This window comes from Streptomyces sp. NPDC004732, from assembly GCF_040609235.1.
Lineage (GTDB): Bacteria > Actinomycetota > Actinomycetes > Streptomycetales > Streptomycetaceae > Streptomyces.
Window position 1 is genome coordinate 298,745 of the sequence record NZ_JBEXJR010000003.1, and the last position, 19,044, is coordinate 317,788.

Sequence of the window (19,044 nt, forward strand, 5' to 3'; positions counted from 1 at the left end):
ACTCACAGGGGGGTTGACGCTTCGATTGGTCCATGCCACCTTTCTCCATCACCAGAGGTCACCTGACCAGTTGCCCAACTGGTCAGGTCCGATCCCCAGAGGTGACCCGTGAAGCTCCGCTTGCTCGCCGGCCTGTCCGCGTTCGTCGCGGCCGCCGCGCTCAGTGCCTGCAGTTCGTCCGGATCCGGCGACGGAGTGTCCTCGGACGGCGGGCGCACGACCCTCGACGTGTGGCTGATGCGCGACAGCGTCTCGGCCGCTTTCCAGCAGGATTTCGAGAAGGGCTTCGAGGCCGCCCACCCGGAGATCGACGTACGGGTGCAGATCCAGGAGTGGGACGGCATCGGCGAGAAGGTGACCGCCGCCCTCGCCAGCAACGACGCGCCCGACGTCATCGAGACCGGCAACACGCAGGTCGCCCAGCTCGCGGAGAGCGGCGGCCTGCTGGACCTGAGCGACAAGGTGGCGGAACTCGGCGGCAAGCACTGGCTGAAGGGGCTCGCCGAGCCGGGTGCGTACGAGGGCAAGCAGTACGGCATCCCCTTCTACGCGGCGAACCGCGTCGTCGTCTACCGCACCGACCTGTTCAAGAAGGCGGGCATCGACGCCGACGCGATCAAGACGCGCGCCCAATGGATCGCGGCGACCGAGAAGCTCAACACCGGCGGTCGGCAGGGGATCTATCTCCCCGGCCAGAACTGGTACACCCTCTCCGGCTTCATCTGGGACGAGGGCGGCGATCTCGCCACCGAGTCCGACGGCGGCTGGCAGGGGTCCCTGGACACCCCCGAGGCGCTGCGCGCCATGGCCTTCTACAAGAAGCTGCAGGCGCTCGGCAAGGGGCCCAAGGACTCCGACGAGGCCAAGCCGCCCCAGGCCGAGGTGATGGCCAAGGGAGAGGTGGCGCAGATCGTCCACACGCCCGGCGGCGCCAACGTCGTCGCGCAGAACAACCCCGGGCTCAAGGGCAAGCTGGGGTTCTTCCCCGTTCCCGGGAAGACCGCCGACACCCCGGGCGCGGTCTTCACCGGCGGCTCCGACCTGGTGATCCCCGCCGTGGCTCAGCACCACGACGCCGCGTACACCTTCGTCAAGGAGCTCACGGGCGACGCCTGGCAGAAGAAGCTCGCCGTCGCGATGAGTTACGTGCCCAACAAGACGACCCTCGCCGACGCCGTCGCCGGGGACCCCGGCGCTTCGGCGATGGCGGTGGGCGCGGCGGTCGGGCACGCCACGCCGAACACGCCGGGCTGGGCCGCCGTCGAGGCGAAGAATCCCGTGAAGGACTACATGACGGCCGTCCTGACCGGCGGGCATCCCGCGCGGGAGGCCGAGAAGGCATCCGACGCGATCACTTCGGCGATGAAGTAGGGAGCGTGTGCTGTGTCGGTCGTCCGCGAGCGGACCGAGACCCGTCGTCCCACCCGGCCGCCCCGGCGCCCGCCGCGTCCCCCGCGCCGCGCGACCACGACCGGCCCCTGGCCGTACCTGCTGGTGGCGCCCGCCGTGCTCGGCATGCTGTATCTGCTCCTCTATCCGCTGGCGCGGGCCGTCCTGATCTCGTTCCAGGACTTCGGGCTGCGCCAACTGATCCTGGGCAACGCGCGGTTCACCGGCTTCGACAACTACACGACGCTACTGTCCGACCCCCGCTTCTGGACGGTGGTGCGCCGCACGTTCCTGTTCATGGCGGTCTGCGTCGCGTCGATCATGGTGCTTTCGACGCTGGTGGCGCTGATGGTGGAGCGGCTCGGCAGGTTCGGGCGGGCCGCGGTGCTCAGCGCGCTGGTCCTCGCCTGGGCCATGCCGGTGGTCGCGGCGACGACGGTGTTCCAGTGGCTCTTCCACTCGGAGTTCGGGATCGTCAACCATGCGCTGACCGGTCTTGGGTTCACCTCGTTCGACGGATATCCGTGGCTGGCGCACGGCACGGCCGCCTTCGCGATCCTGGTGGTCCTGGTGGTGTGGCAGTCGGTGCCGTTCGCCGCGATCACGCTGTACTCCGCGCTCACCACCGTGCCGGGTGAGCTGTACGAGGCCGCGCGCATCGACGGCGCGTCCTGGCCGCGGGTCTTCCGGTCGGTCACCCTGCCCATCGTCCGCCCGATCTTCATGCTGGTGCTGTCCCTCGAGGTGATCTGGACGTTCAAGGCGTTCGTGCAGATCTGGGTGATGACGCGCGGCGGGCCGGGGGACGCCACCACGATCCTGCCGGTGTACGCGGTGCAGACGGCCCTGTCCGGCCAGCACTACGACCTCGGTTCGGCGGCCTCGATGCTGACGGTGCTGCTGATGTCCGGCGTGCTGGTCCTCTACTTCCGCCAGATGTTCCGACAGGAGGCCGAGCTGTGACAACCCCGCGCGCACTGCGCCGCCTGCCCCTGCACATCGCCGCGACGCTCACGGTGGTCGTGTGCCTCTTTCCCGTGTACTGGATGGTCACCACGTCGTTCAAGCCGTCCCGTGACATCCAGTCGGACCATCCGCAACTGCTTCCGCAGAGCTGGACGCTCGACCACTTCCGGCGGGCGGTCGACGCGGACGGGTTCGGCCTGTTCTGGCGCAACAGCGTGCTCGTCACGCTCGGCGCGGTGCTGCTCGCGCTGCTCGTGGCGCTTGCCGCGTCGTTCGCGGTGGCCCGGATGCGGTGGCGGGGGCGGCGGCAGTTCATGCTGATGGTGTTCATCGCACAGATGGCGCCGTGGGAGTCGCTGATCATTCCCGTGTACATCATCGCGCGGGACACCGACATGCTGGACCGGCTGCCGACGCTGACCCTCGTGTACTTCATGATGACGCTGCCGTTCACGATCGTCGTGCTGCGCGGCTTCATCGCGACGATTCCGCCGGAGCTTGAGGAGTCGGCGCAGGTCGACGGCTGCACGCGGCTCGGCGCGTTCCGGCACGTGGCGTTCCCGCTGCTCGCGCCCGGCCTGATGGCGACCTCGCTGTTCGGCTACATCACGGCGTGGAACGAGTTCGCGTACGCCAACTTCCTGATCATCAAGCAGCAGGACCACCGGACGCTGCCGGTGTGGCTCTCCTCGTTCCAGAACACGTTCGGCACCGACTGGGGCGCCACGATGGCCGCCTCCACGCTGTTCGCGCTGCCCGCGCTCGTCGTCTTCCTGCTGTTGCAGCGGCAGGTGACGTCAGGGTTCGCGGCCGGTGCCGTGAAGGGCTGAACCAGCCACCGCCCAGGACCGACCCGTCCGCCTCTGGAGGCCCGCAGTGCCCGCACCCCGCCCCTCGCCGGTCCCCCTGCCCACCCAACTCTCCTGGCGCCCCGGCCACTTCACCCTGAGCCATGGCACCGCTGTGCGCGCCTGCCCGGGCGCGGAACCCGCCGCCGCGCTGCTGCGTACGCTGCTCGCCCCGGCCACCGGTCTTCCGCTGCCGTCCTCGCCCGACGGGCCGCTCGTCCTCACGCTCGATCCGCAGCTGCGCGGCCTGGGCGACGAGGGGTACGGCCTGACGGTCGGTCCCGACGCACTGCTCCTACGGGCCGCCCGGCCGACCGGCCTGCTCCGCGGGATCCAGACGCTCCGTCAGCTCCTGCCGCCCGAGGCCCTCTCCGGCCTGCCCCGGCGCGGCACACCGTGGCAGCTGCCCTGCGTGGAGATCACCGACGTCCCGCGGAACGCCTGGCGGGGGTTCATGCTCGACGTCGCCCGGCACTTCCAGCCGGTCTCCGTGCTGCGCAGGTACGTGGACCTGCTCGCCCTGCACAAGCTCAACGTGCTGCATCTGCACCTCACCGACGACCAGGGCTGGCGGATGCCCGTCGCCGCGTATCCCCGCCTCACCGAGGTGGGCGGACGGCGCGCGGAGTCCATGGTGGGGCCTGCGGGCAGCGCTGTTCACGACGGCATTCCTCATCAAGGTGCCTACACCCGCGCCGAGTTGACCGGCCTCGTCGCCCATGCCGCCGCGCGCGGTGTGACGGTCGTGCCGGAGCTGGAGATGCCGGGACACACCCGGGCCGCCCTCGCCGCCCATCCCGAGTTCGGCAACGTGCCGGAGCGCCGACTGGACGTGTGGACCGACTGGGGCGTCTGTGACACCGTCCTCGCGGTCGACGAACCGGTGCTCGCCTTCTGCCGCACTGTCCTCGACGAGGTCCTGGACGTCTTCCCGTCCCGCCACATCCACATCGGCGGCGACGAGTGCCCCACCACGGAGTGGGCGGTGAGCCCGGCGGCGCGTGCCCGGGCCGCCGCCGAGGGGCTGCCGGACACGGACGCGCTGCGCGGCTGGTTCCTCGGCCGGATCGGGGCGCATCTCGTCGAGCGGGGGCGCATCCCGACCGCGTGGGCGGAGAGCGGCGAGGGGATGCCGCCGGAGTTCACCGTCATGACGTGGCGCGACCCCGAGCACACCCGGCTCGCCCTGAAGCAGGGCCACTCGGTCATCAGCTGCCACCACCGAGCCGCCTATCTCGACTACGCCCAGTCGGCCGACCCGGACGAACCGCAGGCGCAGCCCGGGGCGGTGGTCGACCTGCGCGCGGTGCACGGTCACGAGCTCCCGGACGACACCGCGACGGCCGGTGAACTGCTCGGCATGCAGGCGCAGTTGTGGACCGAGTTCGCGCCGACCGCGGGCCATGTCGACCGGCTGGTCTTCCCCCGCCTGTGCGCACTCGCGGACCGCGCCTGGTACGGCCCCGCGCCCTGGCCCGACGTGCACGGCCGACTGCGCGCCCACGCCGACCGGCTCGCCGCGCTCGGAGTGCGGCACGGCCCACTCGATCCGTACGTCCCCCTCCCCCACCGTTCCGAAAAGGGACAGTCCTGAGAAAGGAACAGGCATGAGAAGGAAGACGCTCACCCGTTCGGCGAAGCGGTCCCTCACCTGTGCCGTCGCGGCCGCACTCGGCTGCGCGGGCCTGCTCGCGCTCCCGTCGAACGCGCCAGCGGCCGCGGCCGCGGCCGCTGGCGACCTGACCGTGCAGTACCACGCGGGCGCCACCGGCAGCGACCAGGCCGAGCCGTGGCTGAAGGTGAAGAACACCGGCGGCTCCTCCGTGGCACTCAGCGGCGTGAAGCTCCGCTACTACTTCAAGTCGGACGCGGGCAGCCCGAGTTACCGCTTCGCCTGCTCGTGGGCGGTGAAGGGATGCGGCAACGTCACCGGTACGTTCGGGACGCTCGCGCATCCGACCGCCACCGCCGACCGCTATCTGGAGATCGGCTTCACCTCGGGCGCCGGATCGCTCGCCGCGGGCGCGGACACGGGCGATCTGCAGCTGCGCTTCCACCGCGCCGACTGGCAGCCGCTGACCCAGTCCGACGACTACTCCTTCGGCGCCGACCGGTCCACGTACGCGAACTGGCCGAAGGTCACGGCACAGCTCGAAGGGTCGACGGTCTGGGGCACGGCGCCCGAGGGCAACGATCCGACCGACCCCACGGATCCGACCGACCCGCCCGGGGACGGGGCCACCCTGTTCGACGACTTCACCTACAGCGCGTACAACGACCCGAAGATCTCAGCGAACGGCTGGAACGTGCGCTCCAACTCCGGCGGTCCCGGCGTGCCCGGGGCCACCTGGGACCCGAGCAACGTGACATTCGCTTCGTCGGGCGGCAACACGGTGATGAACCTGGAGACGTCGACGGCGGGCACCGGTGCGAGCACCGAGCAGACCGAAGTCCTCACCAAGGCGATGAAGTTCAAGAACGGGACGTACGCGGCGCGCGTGAAGTTCAGCGACGCTCCCCGCAGCGGACCCGACGGCGACCACCTGGTGCAGACGTTCTTCACCATCAACGACCTCAAGGCGCCGATGGCCGACGACTACGCCGAGTACGACTTCGAGTACCTGCCCAACGGCGGCTGGGGCGAGGCATCGAACATCCTCTACACGACCTCCTGGGAGACCTACAACCCGGACCCGTGGCAGGCCGTCAACCAGCACACGGAGAGCCGCCAGAGCTACGCGGGCTGGCACGACCTGGTGCTCACCATCGACGGCAGCTCCATCCGCTACTACGTCGACGGGCAGCTGTTCGGCACGCACGACGCCGCGTATCTGCCGGAGCGTCCGATGTCGATCAACTTCAACCAGTGGCTGATCGACCTGGCGGGGCAGTCCAGCACCACCCCGCGCTCGTACGACCAGCAGGTGGACTACGTCCTGCACGTCAAGGACCAGGTGCTGACCCCGGCGCAGGTCTCGGCGAAGGTGACCGGGTACCGGGCCGCGGGCACGGCGTTCGAGGACACGGTGCCTTCCGCCTGAGGGCGGCGCGCGGTCAGTCGTCGGGCACGGCGAAGTCGCACCACACGGCCTTGCCCTCGCCCCGCGGCTCGACTCCCCAGTTGGCCGCGACCGCCTCCACCAGGAGCAGCCCGCGGCCGGAGGTGGCGGTCTCCGCGGGGGACCGCCTGCGGGGGCGGGCGCTGGAGCGGTCCTTCACCCACAGGCGGACGCGGCGCGGCGGTCCTGAGAGCACTTCGAGGGTGAGGATGGCTCCTCCGTCGGTGTGGACCAGGGCGTTGACGAGGAGTTCTCCGGCGGCCACCTCCACGTCGTCGACGACCGTGCCGAACCCCCACGACGCGAGGTGTTCGCGCAGTGCGGCCCGTGCGTCGGCGAGCCCTTCGGGGTCGGCCTGATGGACGTACCGGTGGATGCGCGGCTCCTGGAGCGTCCCCGGGTCGGGCAGCCTGCGCAGGACAAGGAGCGCCACGTCGTCGCTCGTGCCCCATCTCTCCCACAGTGCGCGGGAGAGATGGTCCGCGAGGTCCTCGGCCGACTCGGGGCCCTGGCTCATCACCTGGGCGAGGTTGCGCATGCCGGTGTCGAGGTCGAGGGCGGCGTCCTCCACGAGTCCGTCGGTGCAGAGCACCATGGTCTCGCCGGGCACCAGGTCGAGGCGCACCTCGGGGTAGTCCTCCATGCCGAATTCGGTGGCCAGGCCCAGCGGCAGCCCGCCGGGGACCCGTGGCACGCCCACCCGGCCGTCCACATGGCGCACCAGGGGCGGCAGATGTCCGGCGCGGACGGCGCGCACGATGCCGGTGGCGGGGTCGAACTGGGCGTAGGTGCAGGTGGCGAACCGTTCGGTGTCGAGCTCGGCCAGGAAGCGCGAGGCGCGGGAGAGGACCGTCCCCGGCGGGTGGCCCTCACCGGCGAAGGCCCGCAGGGCGATGCGCAGCTGGCCCATGATGGCCGCGGCGTGGGTGTCGTGTCCCTGTACGTCGCCGACGACCAGGCCGATGCGGCCGCGGGGCAGCGAGATGACGTCGTAGAAGTCCCCGCCGACGTCACGGCCGCCCCAGGCCGCGTGGTAGCGCACGGCGACCTCGGAGTCCGCGACGTCGGGCACTCCGCGCGGCAACATCGTGGCCTGCAGGCTCTTGGCGAGGTCCCGCTCCTCGTCGAAGAGCATGGCGCGCTGCAGCGACTGGGCGACGATGCCGGAGAGCCCGACGCAGAGGTTGCGGTCGGCGTCGGTGAAGTCCTTCCGGCCGCGGAAGAAGAGCGCGAGTCCGCCGATGGCACGGTCCTGGGCGACGAGCGGCAGGAACGCCGCCGAGTCCAGTCGCATCTGCTGGATGTAGGGGCCCAGGCGGGTGAAACGGCTGGCGAGATCGGGCAGCGAGCCGACGAAGCGGGGCTGCCGGGTCATGACGGCCTCGGCCAGCGGCAGCGACTGGTCGACCTTGTGCAGCTTGAGTTCGTCGAGGGCCTGCATCGTCTGGCCCACCAGGGCGATCAGCTTCAGGTTCTCCCCCTCGACGAGCCCCAGGACGAGGCCGTCGGCGGCGAACCGGTCGAGGCCGCTTGCGCCGGACAGGACGGCGACCACGTCGTCGACCGTGACGGCCCGCGAGAGGGCCTGGGTGGTGCCCTGCACCATCAGGGCGATGCCCTGGCGGCGCTCCTCCCTGGGATCGATGGCGGCGAGGCCCGCCGCGTCGTCCGCGGCCGTCCGCAGGACCCCGAGCACGCGCACGGCCCGGCCTTCGTCGTCGCGCACGATGTGTCCGCGCGCGTGGCCGAGGTGGATCGAGCCGTCCCGGTGCCTGGCCCGGAAGTAGACGCCGTACATGTCGTCGCCGGAGGCGACGGCCTCGGTCACGGCGTAGTTGATGCGTACGGCCTCCTCAGGGGGGATGCGCCCCTGCAGTGAGGTCACCAGGCCGTTGAATTCGTCGGGGCGCAGGTCGAGGACCGCGAGGGATCCTGCGTCGAGCCCGAGCTCGCCGGTCTTCAGGTCCCAGTCGAAGCCGCCCACGCCGGTCCGGAGCAGGCACTGTTCCACATCGACGGGTCTCTTCTTCGCTGACGTCATGGCTGTCTCCGGTATGCCGCTCGGCCACCATAAGCGCCCCGCGCATCACCCGCCCGCCGGAGTCCGGCGTGCCATTGGTCCCGGCAAACGTGACCTTGGTCCTGTGTGAGTCGTCACCGAGGGGACATTCGCTCTGTGTCGGCCTGGAGATCCAGCGCCGACCCGAGCACAAAGAGAGGAACGTTCTCGTGGGCATCATCGCCTGGATCCTGATCGGTCTCATCGCGGGGGCCATCGCCAAGGCCCTCACCCCCGGCAAGGACCCGGGAGGCTGCCTGGTGACCATGGTGATCGGCATCGTGGGCGGGCTGCTCGGCGGCTGGCTGGGCAAGGTGGTCTTCGGTGTGCACTCGATCAACGGGTTTTTCCACCTCTCGACCTGGATCGCCGCCATCGTGGGCTCCGTGATCGTGCTGTTCGCGTACCGGCTGTTCACGGGGAAGCGGTAGGCCCCACCCGCAGGTCCCCACGGGGCGCGCATCCGGCCGGGTGCGCGCCCCCGCTTGTGTCTGCCGCCCCGAGCCCCACCCCAGAAGCCACAAACGCATCTACGGACTTGATTGGCTGATCAGTCCAACATCTGCCAGGTCACTATGAGCGACGCCATTGCAGATGCAGTATGGGAGGCGTTATCCGGGAGGCGGAGTCCACCGCCCCCAGCCCAGGTCCAGGCCCACAAGGCGAGGTCCCATGAGCACGCGCACCTACGGCAGCAGCGCCGACGGCATCGGCTACGACACCAGCAGCTCACGGCCCGTGGCACGCCGCCGCCCCGACCCGCGGATCGCCGGTCACATCGCACACGCTCTCGGCGACGCGCGCTCGGTCCTCAACGTCGGAGCGGGCACGGGGTCCTACGAGATCGCGGCCTGCACCATCACCGCGGTCGAGCCGTCCCTGGCCATGCGCGCGCAGCGACCGGCCGCGCTCGCCACCGCCATCGACGCCGTCGCCGAGGACCTGCCCTTCGCCGACGGCCGGTTCGACGCGTCGATGACCCTCTTCAGCGTCCACCAGTGGTCCGACGCCGAAGCGGGGCTGCGCGAGATGCGGCGCGTCACCCGCGGGCCCGTCGTCGTCCTGGCCCACGACCCCGCGCGCGTACGCGACTTCTGGCTCTACGAGTACGCCCCCGATGTCCTGGACGCCGAGGTCCGCCGCCATCCGCCGCTGCGCACCCTGACCGCCGCGCTCGGCGGCACCACCACCGTCCAGCCCGTTCCCATCCCGCTGGACTGCACCGACGGCTTCAACGAGGCCTACTACGGCCGCCCCGAACTCCTCCTCGACCCGGCCGCACGCCAGGCCTGCTCCGCGTGGAGCTTCATCGACGACCGCGCCCGCCAGGACTTCGACACCTCGCTCCGCCACGCCCTGGGCTCCGGCGCGTGGGACGCGGCCTTCGGCCACCTCCGCAACCGGCCCGCCTACGACGGATCCCTCGTCCTGCTCCGCTCCACCCCCTGACCCCACCGACAGCATCTGACAGAGGCGTACTCCCCGGAGAAGGGAAAAGAGGGCCGACCCCGTGTCCGACTCCTGTCCCGGCAGCGGCCGGACGGCACCACCCCGAGCGCGCCCGAGGCGCTCGGACGCCGAGTCCAATCGCGCCCGCATCATCGAGATCGCCCGGACGTCCTTCACCAGCGCCCCCGACACGCCCCTGCATGCGATCGCGAAGGCAGCCGGTGTGGGACAGGGGACGCTGTACCGGCACTTCCCCAGCCGCGAGGCGCTGCTCCTCGCCGTCTACCGGACGGACCTCGAAGCGCTCGCCGCCGCCGTGCCCGGCCTGCTCGACGCACACGAGCCCATGGACGCACTACGCCTCTGGTTCGCCCGGCTCGCCGCCCACAGCCGCAGCAGGTGCGGGGCGTCCCAAGCCGTGGAAGCGGCAACCTGCCCCACGCCGGGGAGCCCCGTCCACCCGCCGGTCGCCGCGGCCCTGGAACAGCTCCTCACCGCCTGCAAAGAGGCCCGGCAGCTGAGGCCCGGAGCCGACGCCGGTGAAGTCCTGCTGCTCGTGTCGTTCTTGTGGAAGACCACCAGCGGCCCCGAGTGGCCGAAGCGCACCGAACGCCTCCTCGGCATCGTCATCGACGGGCTGCGCACTCCCGCGGACGAGGACACACGCGCATTAGCTCACTTGTTCGATTCGCGGCTAGGCTGACCTCATGGCAACGCACCAGCTCCAGGGATCACTCTTCGACCAGAGCGACGACGTGCGTCTGGGCGCTCTGGACGGAATCCGCAGGACGGTCCTCGGCGACGGCGCGTGGATCGACCTGCTGCCGGGCTGGCTCGGCGGCGCCGACGCCCTGTTCGAACGGCTGGCCACGGACGTCCCGTGGCAGGCCGAACGCCGCCAGATGTACGAACGGGTCGTGGACGTGCCACGCCTGCTCGCCTTCTACGGCGCCGGTGAACCGCTCCCCCACGCCGTCCTCGACGACGCCCGGCAGACCCTCTCCGAGCACTACGCCGCCGAGCTCGGCGAGGCGTTCACGACGGCGGGCCTGTGCCATTACCGCGACGGGCGCGACAGCGTGGCCTGGCACGGCGACCGGATCGGCCGGGGCGCCCGCGAGAACACGATGGTCGCCATCCTCTCCGTGGGCACCCCCCGCGACCTGCTGCTCCGCCCGCTCCGTGGCGGCGCGACCGTCCGGCAGCGGCTCGGACACGGCGACCTGATCGTGATGGGCGGCACCTGCCAGCGCACCTGGGAGCACGCGATCCCCAAGTCCGCCCGGGCCACCGGGGGACGCATCAGCATCCAGTTCCGGCCGCACGGCGTGCGGTGAGCAGTGACCGGCGAACGGTGAGCGGTCACCGCACCGGGCCCCGCAGCGCGAACAGCCGGGTGAGCGGGTGGAAGCGGTAGCGCCCCGGGGCCCGGGACTCCAGGAGCTGCACGTCGACCAGCTGCTCCAGGATCACCTCCGTCGCCGACAGCGCCCCACCGGTCGTCACCGCCGCCTCCGCCACCGTCAGCTCGCCCTGCTCCGCCGCCAGCAGGGGCAGCGCGAGGGCCGCCGCCCGGCCGGTGGGGCCGCGGGCCTGCAGCTCCCGGTGACCGGCCGCAAGGGCCGCGTGCATGTCCAGATCCGCGAAGGACAGTTCGGCGAGACGGCGTGCGGGGTCCGCGAGCCGGTCGGCGAGTTCCCGTACCGGCCAGCGGGGCCGTGCCGCGAGGCGGGCGCCCGCGATGCGCAGGGCCAGCGGGAGGTGACCGCAGTGCCGCGCGATGACCTCGGCGGCACCGTGTTCGGCGGTCAGCCGCCCCGGCCCCGCCCAGAGCCCGAGGACCGCGATGGACGCGGGAGGCGGCAGGGGCGTCAGGTGGAGGTGCGCGGCGCCGTTCAGGGTGGCGAGGACACCGAGGCTGGTGACGAGGACCGCGCAGCCGTGCGCCGCGGGCAGCAGGGGGCGCACCTGGGCCGCGTCCAGGGCGTTGTCGAGGACGATCAGCACCCGGCGCCCGGTGAGCAGCGTGCGGTAGGCGGCGGCCGCGTCCTCCGTGCTGCCCGCGTACGGCCTCGGCGCACCCAGCGCGCCGAGGAAGCGCCTGAGGACGACGGCGGGCGGGACGGGACGATCGTCGCGATGTGAGCCCCGCAGGTCGGCGTAGAGCTGACCGTCGGGAAACCTCTCCGCCAGCCGGTGGGCGGCGTGCACGGCGAGCGCCGACTTGCCGACACCGCCGGGGCCGTCGAGCGCGACCACGACGGGACCACCGCCCCGCGCCCCGGGCCGCAGCACATCGAGTGCCTCCAACTCCCCTTCCCGCCCCGGGAGTTCATGAATTCCAGGAGGAAGTTGCCGGGGCACGGCAGGCAGCGGCCCGGAGTCGTCGGTGCCGGGCGGTCCCGTGCGGCCGCCGCCCGGCGCCGTACGCGAACGACGCGCCTCCTCCACCCGGTCGCGGGCCGTCGCGAGCATCCGCAGCTCGCGGCCGGTGGCGCCGAGGAGTTGGACGAGCGTGTCGAAGCGGTCCGTCGGCGGCAGCGTCTTGCCCGCGAAGTAGTCGCCGATCACCCCGTGCGCCCAGCCCGTGCGCGCCGAGAGCTGACGGTAGGTGAGCTGTGCGCCCCCGTCCCTGCGCGCGGCGCGTCTGCGCAACTGCCGCAGCAGCGCGGCCAGCGCGTCGGCCGTGTCCACGCATTCGATCGGGCCCACGCCCGCAGGCGCCTCCCGTGGTTCCCCGTCCGGCGCGTGTCCCGCCGCCCCCGTCGCCCCCATTGCCCCTGCCGCCCCCGACACTTCGCGCATCCGGATCTGTCCGGTGGTGCCCGATATCCGGGCCGCCCCCAGGGACGCGTTGCGAGCATCCCTCTACCGCTCGGCTCCCGCTTTCCGGCGAGCGGGCACCACACCGGCTGTCACTACGGCATTCGTGGAATGCCGTCGGCCGGTTTGGTGCGGCACGACCGACATCGGAAAACCGACATCGGACAACCAAGGAGACATGACCTCTATGAGCAGGGTCTGTAACAAAGCTCCCAACCTGCCTGACGGCAGCATCGCCGACCAGTCTCTCTACGAGAGTGTCGACGGCCCCATCGCCACCGGCTCGGCCCACTTCATGCGGGCCGGCAGTGAGCTGCACCTGATGCACTCCGACCTGGAGCTCAACGACCAGCGCCAGGCAGCTCTTCGGGTGCGCTGCGCCGCCGCTGCCGTCCAGGCCGCGCTGGTGGAGTACCGCACCTCGCACCGCGTCGCCCAGGAGCTGGGCTTCTACCCGGTCCACGACGAGCGGCTGCGGGTCGCGGGCGGCGGGACCGCCCCGGTGCGCGAGACGCTCGACGCCGCCCGGGAGGCGGACATGGTCCAGCTGGACGACGTCGCCGTCGAGACCATCGCGCTGCGCTACGAGGCGGGCGGGGACGAGGCGGCCTTCGGCCACTTCGTCACGGAACTGACCGGCTTCTCGGCGGAGCTCGACGGCTTCGCGGCAAGCGCCGAGGACGCGCGTCCCGCCGACTGGCAGCGCCTGGCCTGGCAGTTCCTGACGGCGTTCGACCGGATCCGGATCTACGGTCAGGCGCTGGCTGTCATCAACATCCTCGGAATGACCCCCAGTGCCGTCGCCGGCGCCGGAAACGGAAGGAGCAACCGGATATGAGCGCCGTCTGCAACAAGATTCTCGCCCTCAGCGAGGAGGGCCTGCGCGACAAGAAGCGCCTCGCGCAGACCGCGGGCACCGAACTGACCGCGGCCGCAAGCGAGTTGTGCCGGGCACTCGAGCTCGCCGAGCACGGCGACGGCCTGGGCGGTGCCGCGGTGTACGCCGCGGCGGCGCAGGACCGGCTGGGCAACGCCGCCCGGCTCCTCGCCCAGGTGGGCGACATCCTCGCGACGGGCACCCTCACCGAGGAGTCCGCCACCTGGTACCGCAGGCTCGACTACGACCGGCTCTACCGCTCGGGCCTCGGCCTCGGCCAGGTGCCGCACTCGGTCGAGCTGTGGCAGGCGTTCGCCCGCCAGGCCGCCAAGGGCGGCCCGGTCGGCATCTGCCGCGACATGCGTGGCCGTACCGTCGCCGTGGCCGCTCTCATCGGCAACTGGCTGGAGCGGACCGACGGTCATGAGTCGGACGGCACGCTGCTCCGCATCCAGTCCGCGATGGCCGACCTGGCCGCGTACGCCCAGTTCGTGGCCTTCGCCAACAAGGTGGAGCCGCGTGACCCGGCGTGGCTGACGCCGCTGGGCTCGGTCGCGTAGGCGTCCGTACGCAGCAGCACAACCAACAACGAAGGAGCGCCGACCCGGGTCGGCGCTCCTTCCGTGTTGCCGTCGTTGTTGCCGTCGTTCCCGTGAGCTCGTCCTGCCCACCGGCCCGGCCGCCGCATCGCCGCCGGTAATGTCCCCTCGTATGGACAACGTTGAACTGAGCGCCGCCATAGCGGACTTCGCGGGTTTCGTCGGTCGCGTCGAGGAGACCGGCGAGCGGGTGTGTGTCGTCGACGGCGGCGAGCCGACGAGTGTGCTCCTCCCGGCGGCGGAACTCGCCGAGCTGGAACACTTCGCCCAACGGGACCACAGCGGCGCGCGGCACCGGCCCAGATCCGGATCGGGGCAGGGGCTCCCGTTCGGCCCGGACCCGCAGGGCCCGTACATCCGGTACGTGCACGCCGACGGGGGGCGGATGACCTTCGTGCGGGACCGGGTGGTCGTGGCCGAACTGAGGTCCGTGGCGGAGCTCGACTGGCTGGAGGACAGGGCGCGCACGGCCCGCCAGGGATACATGCCTCCGCACCAGGCGGCCGCGTTCGAGGAGTTCCTCGCCCGCCAGCGCCCGGTGGGCGACGGCGTGGCGTGGGTCGCCGACAGCTGGCAGAACCAAGAGCCCTTCACGGAACTCGTGTTCGTCAAGGGACCGAGCGCCGAGGACGTCGCACTCGCCTACGGGGCCGACGCGCAGGACATCGCCGACGGGCTGCTGCTCCACCAGGTCGAGGAGCGGGACGCGCGGGAGGGCACCGACGACCTCACCCGCGTGCTGGCCTTCGGGGAGGAGAACGGCTGGACGTGGCTGGGCTACCACGACTTCGACCATGCCTTCTCGCGCTCCCTCGACCCGCCTCCCGAGCAGCAGATCACGCTCACCGCGACCATGGCCAAGGCCATCTACGACTTCAGCTACTTCGAGGACGGGGTCTACCAGAACCCCTTCCCGATCGAGGACGGCGCCGAAGACCAGCGGGACATGTACGAGCTCATCTGGTACACCCCGGGGGAGGCGCCGTTCGCCCCGGAAGCTCCGCTGGCCTTCCTCAACCTGCACCTCCGCATCGCGGAGAAGGCAGGCGTCTGGACGGACAACATCGCGCTGTTCTTCGAAGGCCTGGAGCGGGCCTTCGGCCTCTCCTTGCCCCGGGACGCGATCACCTCGGGGAACGTGCGCTGCGCCCGTCCGGCCCGCCGCTGAAGATCCGGCGCATGTCGTCCGGGCAGGACGAGCTCACCGGTAGGCGCGTGCCTGGAGCGCGTACATCTGCGCGTAGAGGCCGCGCCGTGCCAGCAGTTCTTCGTGGCTGCCCGTCTCCGCGACCCGTCCGTGGTCCAGGACGACGATCAGGTCGGCGCCCCGCACGGTGGAGAAGCGGTGCGAGACCAGGAGCGTGATGGTGCCGGGGCGGTCACCGTTCAGCTGCTTCGCTGCCGACGACGAGTGGCGCGCGGCCTCGATGTGCCGCTCGAAGACGAGGTGTTCGGTCTCCGCGTCCAGTGACGCGGTCGGCTCGTCCAGGATGCGCAGCAGAGGTGCCGGGCGCATCAGGGCCCGTGCGATCGCCAGCTTCTGCCACTGGCCCGTCGACAGGTCGACCCCGCCCTCCCAGCGGCTGCCCAGCTGGGTTTCGAGGCCGTCCGACAGCGTGCCCGGCAGGGCGACGGCACCGGCCCGGCTCAGCGCGCCGACGGCTGCCTGCCGGTCGGCGATCCGTGGCAGGTCCCCCACGCCGACCGTCTCGTGGACCGTGAACTCGAAGCGTACGAAGTCCTCGAACGCGGCGCCGAGCCGCTCGCGCCACACGTCCGGCGCGAGGGAGTCCAGTCGGACCCCGTCGACCGTGATCCGGCCGAGCGTCGGCTCGTACATCCGGCACAACAGCTTGACCAGTGTGGACTTGCCCGAGCCGTTCTCGCCGACCAGGGCGACCACTCCCCCGGGCGGCAGCCGCAGGTCGACGTCGTGCAGCGCGGTCCGCTCGGTGCCCGGATAGCGGAAGGACAGCCCCTCCACGGCGATGCCCTGCCGCAGCCTCGACGGCACGCCCGCCGTGGAGGTGAGGCTCGCCCGCTCCGCGTACGCCTGCAGCCAGCGCAGCCGTTCGGCGTTCTGCAGGAGTTCGACGACGGCACCCGTGGTCTGGACCAGTCCGACGACGTGGCCCGTGAACCGTCCGGCCAGGACGACGGCGAGCAGGACGGCGCCGAGTCCAGCGCGGCCCGTCACCGCGAGGTGCGCGACGAAGGCGACCGCGCCGACCAGGCCCAGCGAGTTGAGCAGTCCGGCCACGCCGCCGAGCGCGGTGACCCGCCACTGCGCCCGGGCCTTGACGCGGTCCGCGTGCCGACGCAACGCGCCGACCCTGGAGCGCAGTTCCGGCCCCGCGTCGTAGATCCGCAGCTCCTTGCCCGCCGTCGGTGAGGTGGCGAGGCCCGCCAGGCGGGTGGCGAGCCGGTAGTCGGCCGCCGTGGCTTCCTGGGCCCGGGCGGTGATGCCGCGCGCGGATATCTGCAGGCGCATGGCGAGGGCCCCAATGAGCGGCAGCACCAGCAGGGCGGGGTGGACGGCGGCGAGGAGCACGGCGGTCACCAGGAAGCCGCCGAACTGTTCGAGCAGGTTGAGCACCCAGTTGAGCAGGGCGCCCATGGCGAGGGTGCGGTCGCGCAGCAGGTGGAGCCGGTCCTGGAACGCGGGCGACTCCTGGTGGCGCAGTCCGGGGATGCCCGCGGCGAGCCGGGCCAGCAGCCGGTCGAAGGCGAAGCCCACCCGTTCGCTGAGCCCGATCCTGGCCCCGAGGGCCGCCAGCTCGACGGCCTCCCACGCACCGAGGCTCACCACGAGAAGCAGCGCCGCGGGCAGTGTCATGCCGAGGGACTCCTGCTGTGCGCCCTCCGCCATGGACCGCAGCCACAGGGCCTGCAGGGCCGCGAGTCCGGCCGCGGCGGGCACGAGCAGCATGCCGAGCACGGCAAGCTTCCACGACTCCCGGAAGGAGCCGACGACCAGGGTGCGCAGGGCGCCGAGCACCGCACGTGCACCGCGTTCGGGCTCGGGAACCTCGGCCTCGGCGGGGCGGTCCGGCGCCTCGTGCCGCACCGGCTGTGCGCCCTCGGCACCAGTGGCCTTCAGGAGTTCCGGAACGTCCGGGTCGCTCTCGGCGCCTTCCCCGGCCCCGTCCACGAATCGATCGGCCTGCAACCGGTACATCCGGGCGTACCTGCCGCCCAGCGCCATCAGCGCGTCGTGCGTGCCGCTCTCCACGATGCGGCCGCCGTCCATGACATGGATGAGCCCGGCTTTGCGCACGCCGGAGAAGCGGTGCGAGACCAGGAGCGTGGTGGCACCCCCGCTCACCGTCAGGAACCGGTCGAAGAAGGCAGCCTCCGCCCGCGCGTCGAGGTGCGCGGTGGGCTCGTCGAGGACGAGCACGGCCCCCGACCGCGCGGCGAGGAGTGCCCGGGCCAGGGCGACCCGCTGCCACTGACCGGCGGACAGGTCGGCGCCGCCCGCGAACTGCCGGGAGAGCACGGTGTCCCAGCCCGCGCCGAGCGTCCCGAGGAGCCCGGCGCCGTCGGCGAGTTCCAGGGCGCGCTCCAGTTCGTACCGGTCGTCCGCGAGGTCCGGGGCGCCGATCCCCACGTTGTCGCGCAGCGTCAGCGGATACTTCACGAAGTCCTGGAAGACGACGGAGATGCCCCGGCGCCACCGCCGCACCTCGTGCTCCCGCACGTCCGCGCCGTCCACGGTGACGCACCCGGCGTCCGGTTCGTAGAGCCGGGTGAGGAGTTTGATCAGTGTCGTCTTGCCGGATCCGTTCGCCCCGACGAGCGCCACGGACGTGCCCGCCGGGATCTCCAGGTCGAGTCCGCGCAGCACGGGCTTGTCCGTGCCGGGATAGGTGAAGTCCACGGACTCGAAGGCGATGCCCCGGCGGACCTGCGGAGCGCCGCCGCCCCCGGCTCCGCTCCCGTTCCCGTTCTTCCGGGCCGCCCCCTCCTCGTCACCGGCGGTCCCCCGCGCCTCCAGCGCCGCGAGCGACCGCAGACCCAGCAGCGCGTCCCGGACCACGTTGTCGGCGTCGCCGACCCAGCCGAGTGCGGGTACGGCGAGCGCCGCCTGGGCGCTGATCACGAGCTGGGTGAGTGCCAGGTCGCCGCGCGCGGCGGCGAAGGCCGCGTGCCCGAGGACCGCCGCCTCCGCAAGCACGACGAACCCCACCGCGCCGCAGGCGCGCCGCGCGGCCGTCCCGCGGGTGGCCCAGACCTTGGTCATGCCCGACTGCCAGACGGCCGTCATCCGCTCGGCGAGCCAGTCGCCGAGCCCGAAGAGCCTTGCCTCCTTGGCGGGTTCGGGGTCCACGGCCAGGGAGCGGAGGTATCCCGCCCGCCGGATGACCGCGCTCGCGGCCTGCATGCTGCCGTGCACGTGCCGCGCCAGGCGCTGATAGGAGCGGTACGTCAGCACCGCGGCGAGGGCGAGCAGCACCGGAGCCCACCACCCGAGCGGCACCAACAGGACGAGCAGTCCGATGCCTTCGAGCCGGGGACGCACGATCTCGGGCAGCAGGACGGCGAGTTGGTCGGGCCGGGTGCTCGGCTCGGTGACCAGCCGCAGCGTATCGGCGTAGCCCGGTTCTTCGAGGTGTCCGATGCCGTCCGGACCGGTCCCCGCCGCGATGGCCCGGTCCTCCACCACGCTGGCCGCACGCAGGCGCAGCACCTCCGCGAGCCCGCCCTCCAGGGCGCGCAGCCCCGTGCGGACGAGGACCAGCGCGCCGAACGCGGTGAGTGCGGCCAGGACGCGGCGGGCCTCCGCCGAACCGGGGCCCGCCTCGACGGCTCCGGGCAGGTCGCCCACGAGCCACCCGGTGGCGATCACGACGAACGGGCCGGTGAGCGCCCCGCAGACCACGGTCACGGTGAGTGCGACCGTGTGCCGCGGTCCGGCCCGCCACAACAGCCGCACCGCTGCCGCCCACTCCTGCCACGTACGCATACCGGCCTC

At 71.9% G+C, this 19,044-nt stretch carries 15 protein-coding genes; 12 read left to right on the forward strand and 3 right to left on the reverse strand.

Annotated features, from left to right (window positions below; all coding sequences use genetic code 11):
* Positions 1–108 precede the first annotated feature (108 nt).
* From ABZV77_RS10475 to ABZV77_RS10495, 5 genes are read left to right on the forward strand one after another with little or no spacing between them, the layout of a single operon-like run.
* The gene (locus ABZV77_RS10475) at positions 109–1,371 is read left to right on the forward strand and encodes an extracellular solute-binding protein (RefSeq protein WP_356253187.1); all 1,263 of its coding nucleotides are present in this window, start codon (positions 109–111) and stop codon (positions 1,369–1,371) included.
* Positions 1,372–1,383: 12 nt separating this feature from the next.
* Entirely contained in the window at positions 1,384–2,352 is a 969-nt protein-coding gene (locus tag ABZV77_RS10480; RefSeq protein WP_356253190.1) for a sugar ABC transporter permease, read from the forward strand.
* Positions 2,349–3,185, forward strand: a complete 837-nt coding sequence (locus tag ABZV77_RS10485) for a carbohydrate ABC transporter permease (RefSeq protein ID WP_356253192.1) — start codon at positions 2,349–2,351, stop codon at positions 3,183–3,185. The genes ABZV77_RS10480 and ABZV77_RS10485 overlap by 4 nt, the downstream gene beginning before the upstream one ends.
* Positions 3,186–3,231: 46 nt before the next feature.
* Positions 3,232–4,797, forward strand: a complete 1,566-nt coding sequence (locus ABZV77_RS10490) for a beta-N-acetylhexosaminidase (RefSeq protein WP_356253194.1) — start codon at positions 3,232–3,234, stop codon at positions 4,795–4,797.
* Positions 4,798–4,810: 13 nt separating this feature from the next.
* Positions 4,811–6,244, forward strand: a complete 1,434-nt coding sequence (locus tag ABZV77_RS10495; RefSeq protein ID WP_356253196.1) for a cellulose binding domain-containing protein — start codon at positions 4,811–4,813, stop codon at positions 6,242–6,244.
* A 13-nt stretch (positions 6,245–6,257) separates the two neighbouring features.
* Here ABZV77_RS10495 and ABZV77_RS10500 read toward each other — a convergent pair whose 3' ends face one another.
* The gene (locus ABZV77_RS10500) at positions 6,258–8,303 is read right to left on the reverse strand and encodes a SpoIIE family protein phosphatase (protein ID WP_356253199.1); all 2,046 of its coding nucleotides are present in this window, start codon (positions 8,301–8,303) and stop codon (positions 6,258–6,260) included.
* A 188-nt stretch (positions 8,304–8,491) separates the two neighbouring features.
* Here ABZV77_RS10500 and ABZV77_RS10505 point away from each other — a divergent pair, with 188 nt between their 5' ends.
* The 4 genes from ABZV77_RS10505 to ABZV77_RS10520 all read left to right on the forward strand — a co-directional run bounded on the left by ABZV77_RS10505 (position 8,492) and on the right by ABZV77_RS10520 (position 11,107).
* Positions 8,492–8,752, forward strand: coding sequence for a GlsB/YeaQ/YmgE family stress response membrane protein (locus tag ABZV77_RS10505; RefSeq protein WP_306336824.1), 261 nt, complete (start codon positions 8,492–8,494; stop codon positions 8,750–8,752).
* Positions 8,753–8,993: 241 nt separating this feature from the next.
* On the forward strand, positions 8,994–9,770 hold the full coding sequence (locus ABZV77_RS10510; RefSeq protein ID WP_356253202.1) for a class I SAM-dependent methyltransferase: 777 nt from the start codon (positions 8,994–8,996) through the stop codon (positions 9,768–9,770).
* Between the two features lie 61 nt (positions 9,771–9,831).
* On the forward strand, positions 9,832–10,473 hold the full coding sequence (locus ABZV77_RS10515) for a TetR/AcrR family transcriptional regulator (protein ID WP_356253205.1): 642 nt from the start codon (positions 9,832–9,834) through the stop codon (positions 10,471–10,473).
* A gap of 4 nt (positions 10,474–10,477) precedes the next feature.
* On the forward strand, positions 10,478–11,107 hold the full coding sequence (locus ABZV77_RS10520; protein ID WP_356253208.1) for an alpha-ketoglutarate-dependent dioxygenase AlkB: 630 nt from the start codon (positions 10,478–10,480) through the stop codon (positions 11,105–11,107).
* Positions 11,108–11,132: 25 nt separating this feature from the next.
* Here ABZV77_RS10520 and ABZV77_RS10525 read toward each other — a convergent pair whose 3' ends face one another.
* Positions 11,133–12,482, reverse strand: coding sequence for a helix-turn-helix domain-containing protein (locus tag ABZV77_RS10525; protein WP_356253210.1), 1,350 nt, complete (start codon positions 12,480–12,482; stop codon positions 11,133–11,135).
* 298 nt (positions 12,483–12,780) lie between these two features.
* Here ABZV77_RS10525 and ABZV77_RS10530 point away from each other — a divergent pair, with 298 nt between their 5' ends.
* From ABZV77_RS10530 to ABZV77_RS10540, 3 genes are all read left to right on the forward strand, one after another.
* Positions 12,781–13,431, forward strand: coding sequence for a hypothetical protein (locus tag ABZV77_RS10530; RefSeq protein ID WP_356253213.1), 651 nt, complete (start codon positions 12,781–12,783; stop codon positions 13,429–13,431).
* On the forward strand, positions 13,428–14,030 hold the full coding sequence (locus ABZV77_RS10535; RefSeq protein WP_356253216.1) for a hypothetical protein: 603 nt from the start codon (positions 13,428–13,430) through the stop codon (positions 14,028–14,030). The genes ABZV77_RS10530 and ABZV77_RS10535 overlap by 4 nt, the downstream gene beginning before the upstream one ends.
* Before the next feature lie 151 nt (positions 14,031–14,181).
* Positions 14,182–15,237 carry a type II toxin-antitoxin system prevent-host-death family antitoxin gene (locus ABZV77_RS10540; RefSeq protein WP_356253219.1) on the forward strand — a complete coding sequence of 352 codons (1,056 nt, stop codon included), beginning with the start codon at positions 14,182–14,184 and terminating at the stop codon, positions 15,235–15,237.
* A 33-nt stretch (positions 15,238–15,270) separates the two neighbouring features.
* Here ABZV77_RS10540 and ABZV77_RS10545 read toward each other — a convergent pair whose 3' ends face one another.
* Complete coding sequence (locus ABZV77_RS10545) at positions 15,271–19,035, reverse strand: ABC transporter ATP-binding protein (protein WP_356253221.1); 3,765 nt, start codon at positions 19,033–19,035, stop codon at positions 15,271–15,273.
* Positions 19,036–19,044 lie beyond the last annotated feature (9 nt).

Coding starts and splice junctions, on each gene's coding strand:
- ABZV77_RS10495 (WP_356253196.1), top strand. CDS start 4,811: ATGAGAAGGAAGACGCTCACCCGTTCGGCGAAGCGGTCCCTCACCTGT.
- ABZV77_RS10500 (WP_356253199.1), bottom strand. CDS start 8,303: ATGACGTCAGCGAAGAAGAGACCCGTCGATGTGGAACAGTGCCTGCTC.
- ABZV77_RS10510 (WP_356253202.1), top strand. CDS start 8,994: ATGAGCACGCGCACCTACGGCAGCAGCGCCGACGGCATCGGCTACGAC.
- ABZV77_RS10520 (WP_356253208.1), top strand. CDS start 10,478: ATGGCAACGCACCAGCTCCAGGGATCACTCTTCGACCAGAGCGACGAC.
- ABZV77_RS10530 (WP_356253213.1), top strand. CDS start 12,781: ATGAGCAGGGTCTGTAACAAAGCTCCCAACCTGCCTGACGGCAGCATC.
- ABZV77_RS10535 (WP_356253216.1), top strand. CDS start 13,428: ATGAGCGCCGTCTGCAACAAGATTCTCGCCCTCAGCGAGGAGGGCCTG.
- ABZV77_RS10540 (WP_356253219.1), top strand. CDS start 14,182: ATGGACAACGTTGAACTGAGCGCCGCCATAGCGGACTTCGCGGGTTTC.
- ABZV77_RS10545 (WP_356253221.1), bottom strand. CDS start 19,035: ATGCGTACGTGGCAGGAGTGGGCGGCAGCGGTGCGGCTGTTGTGGCGG.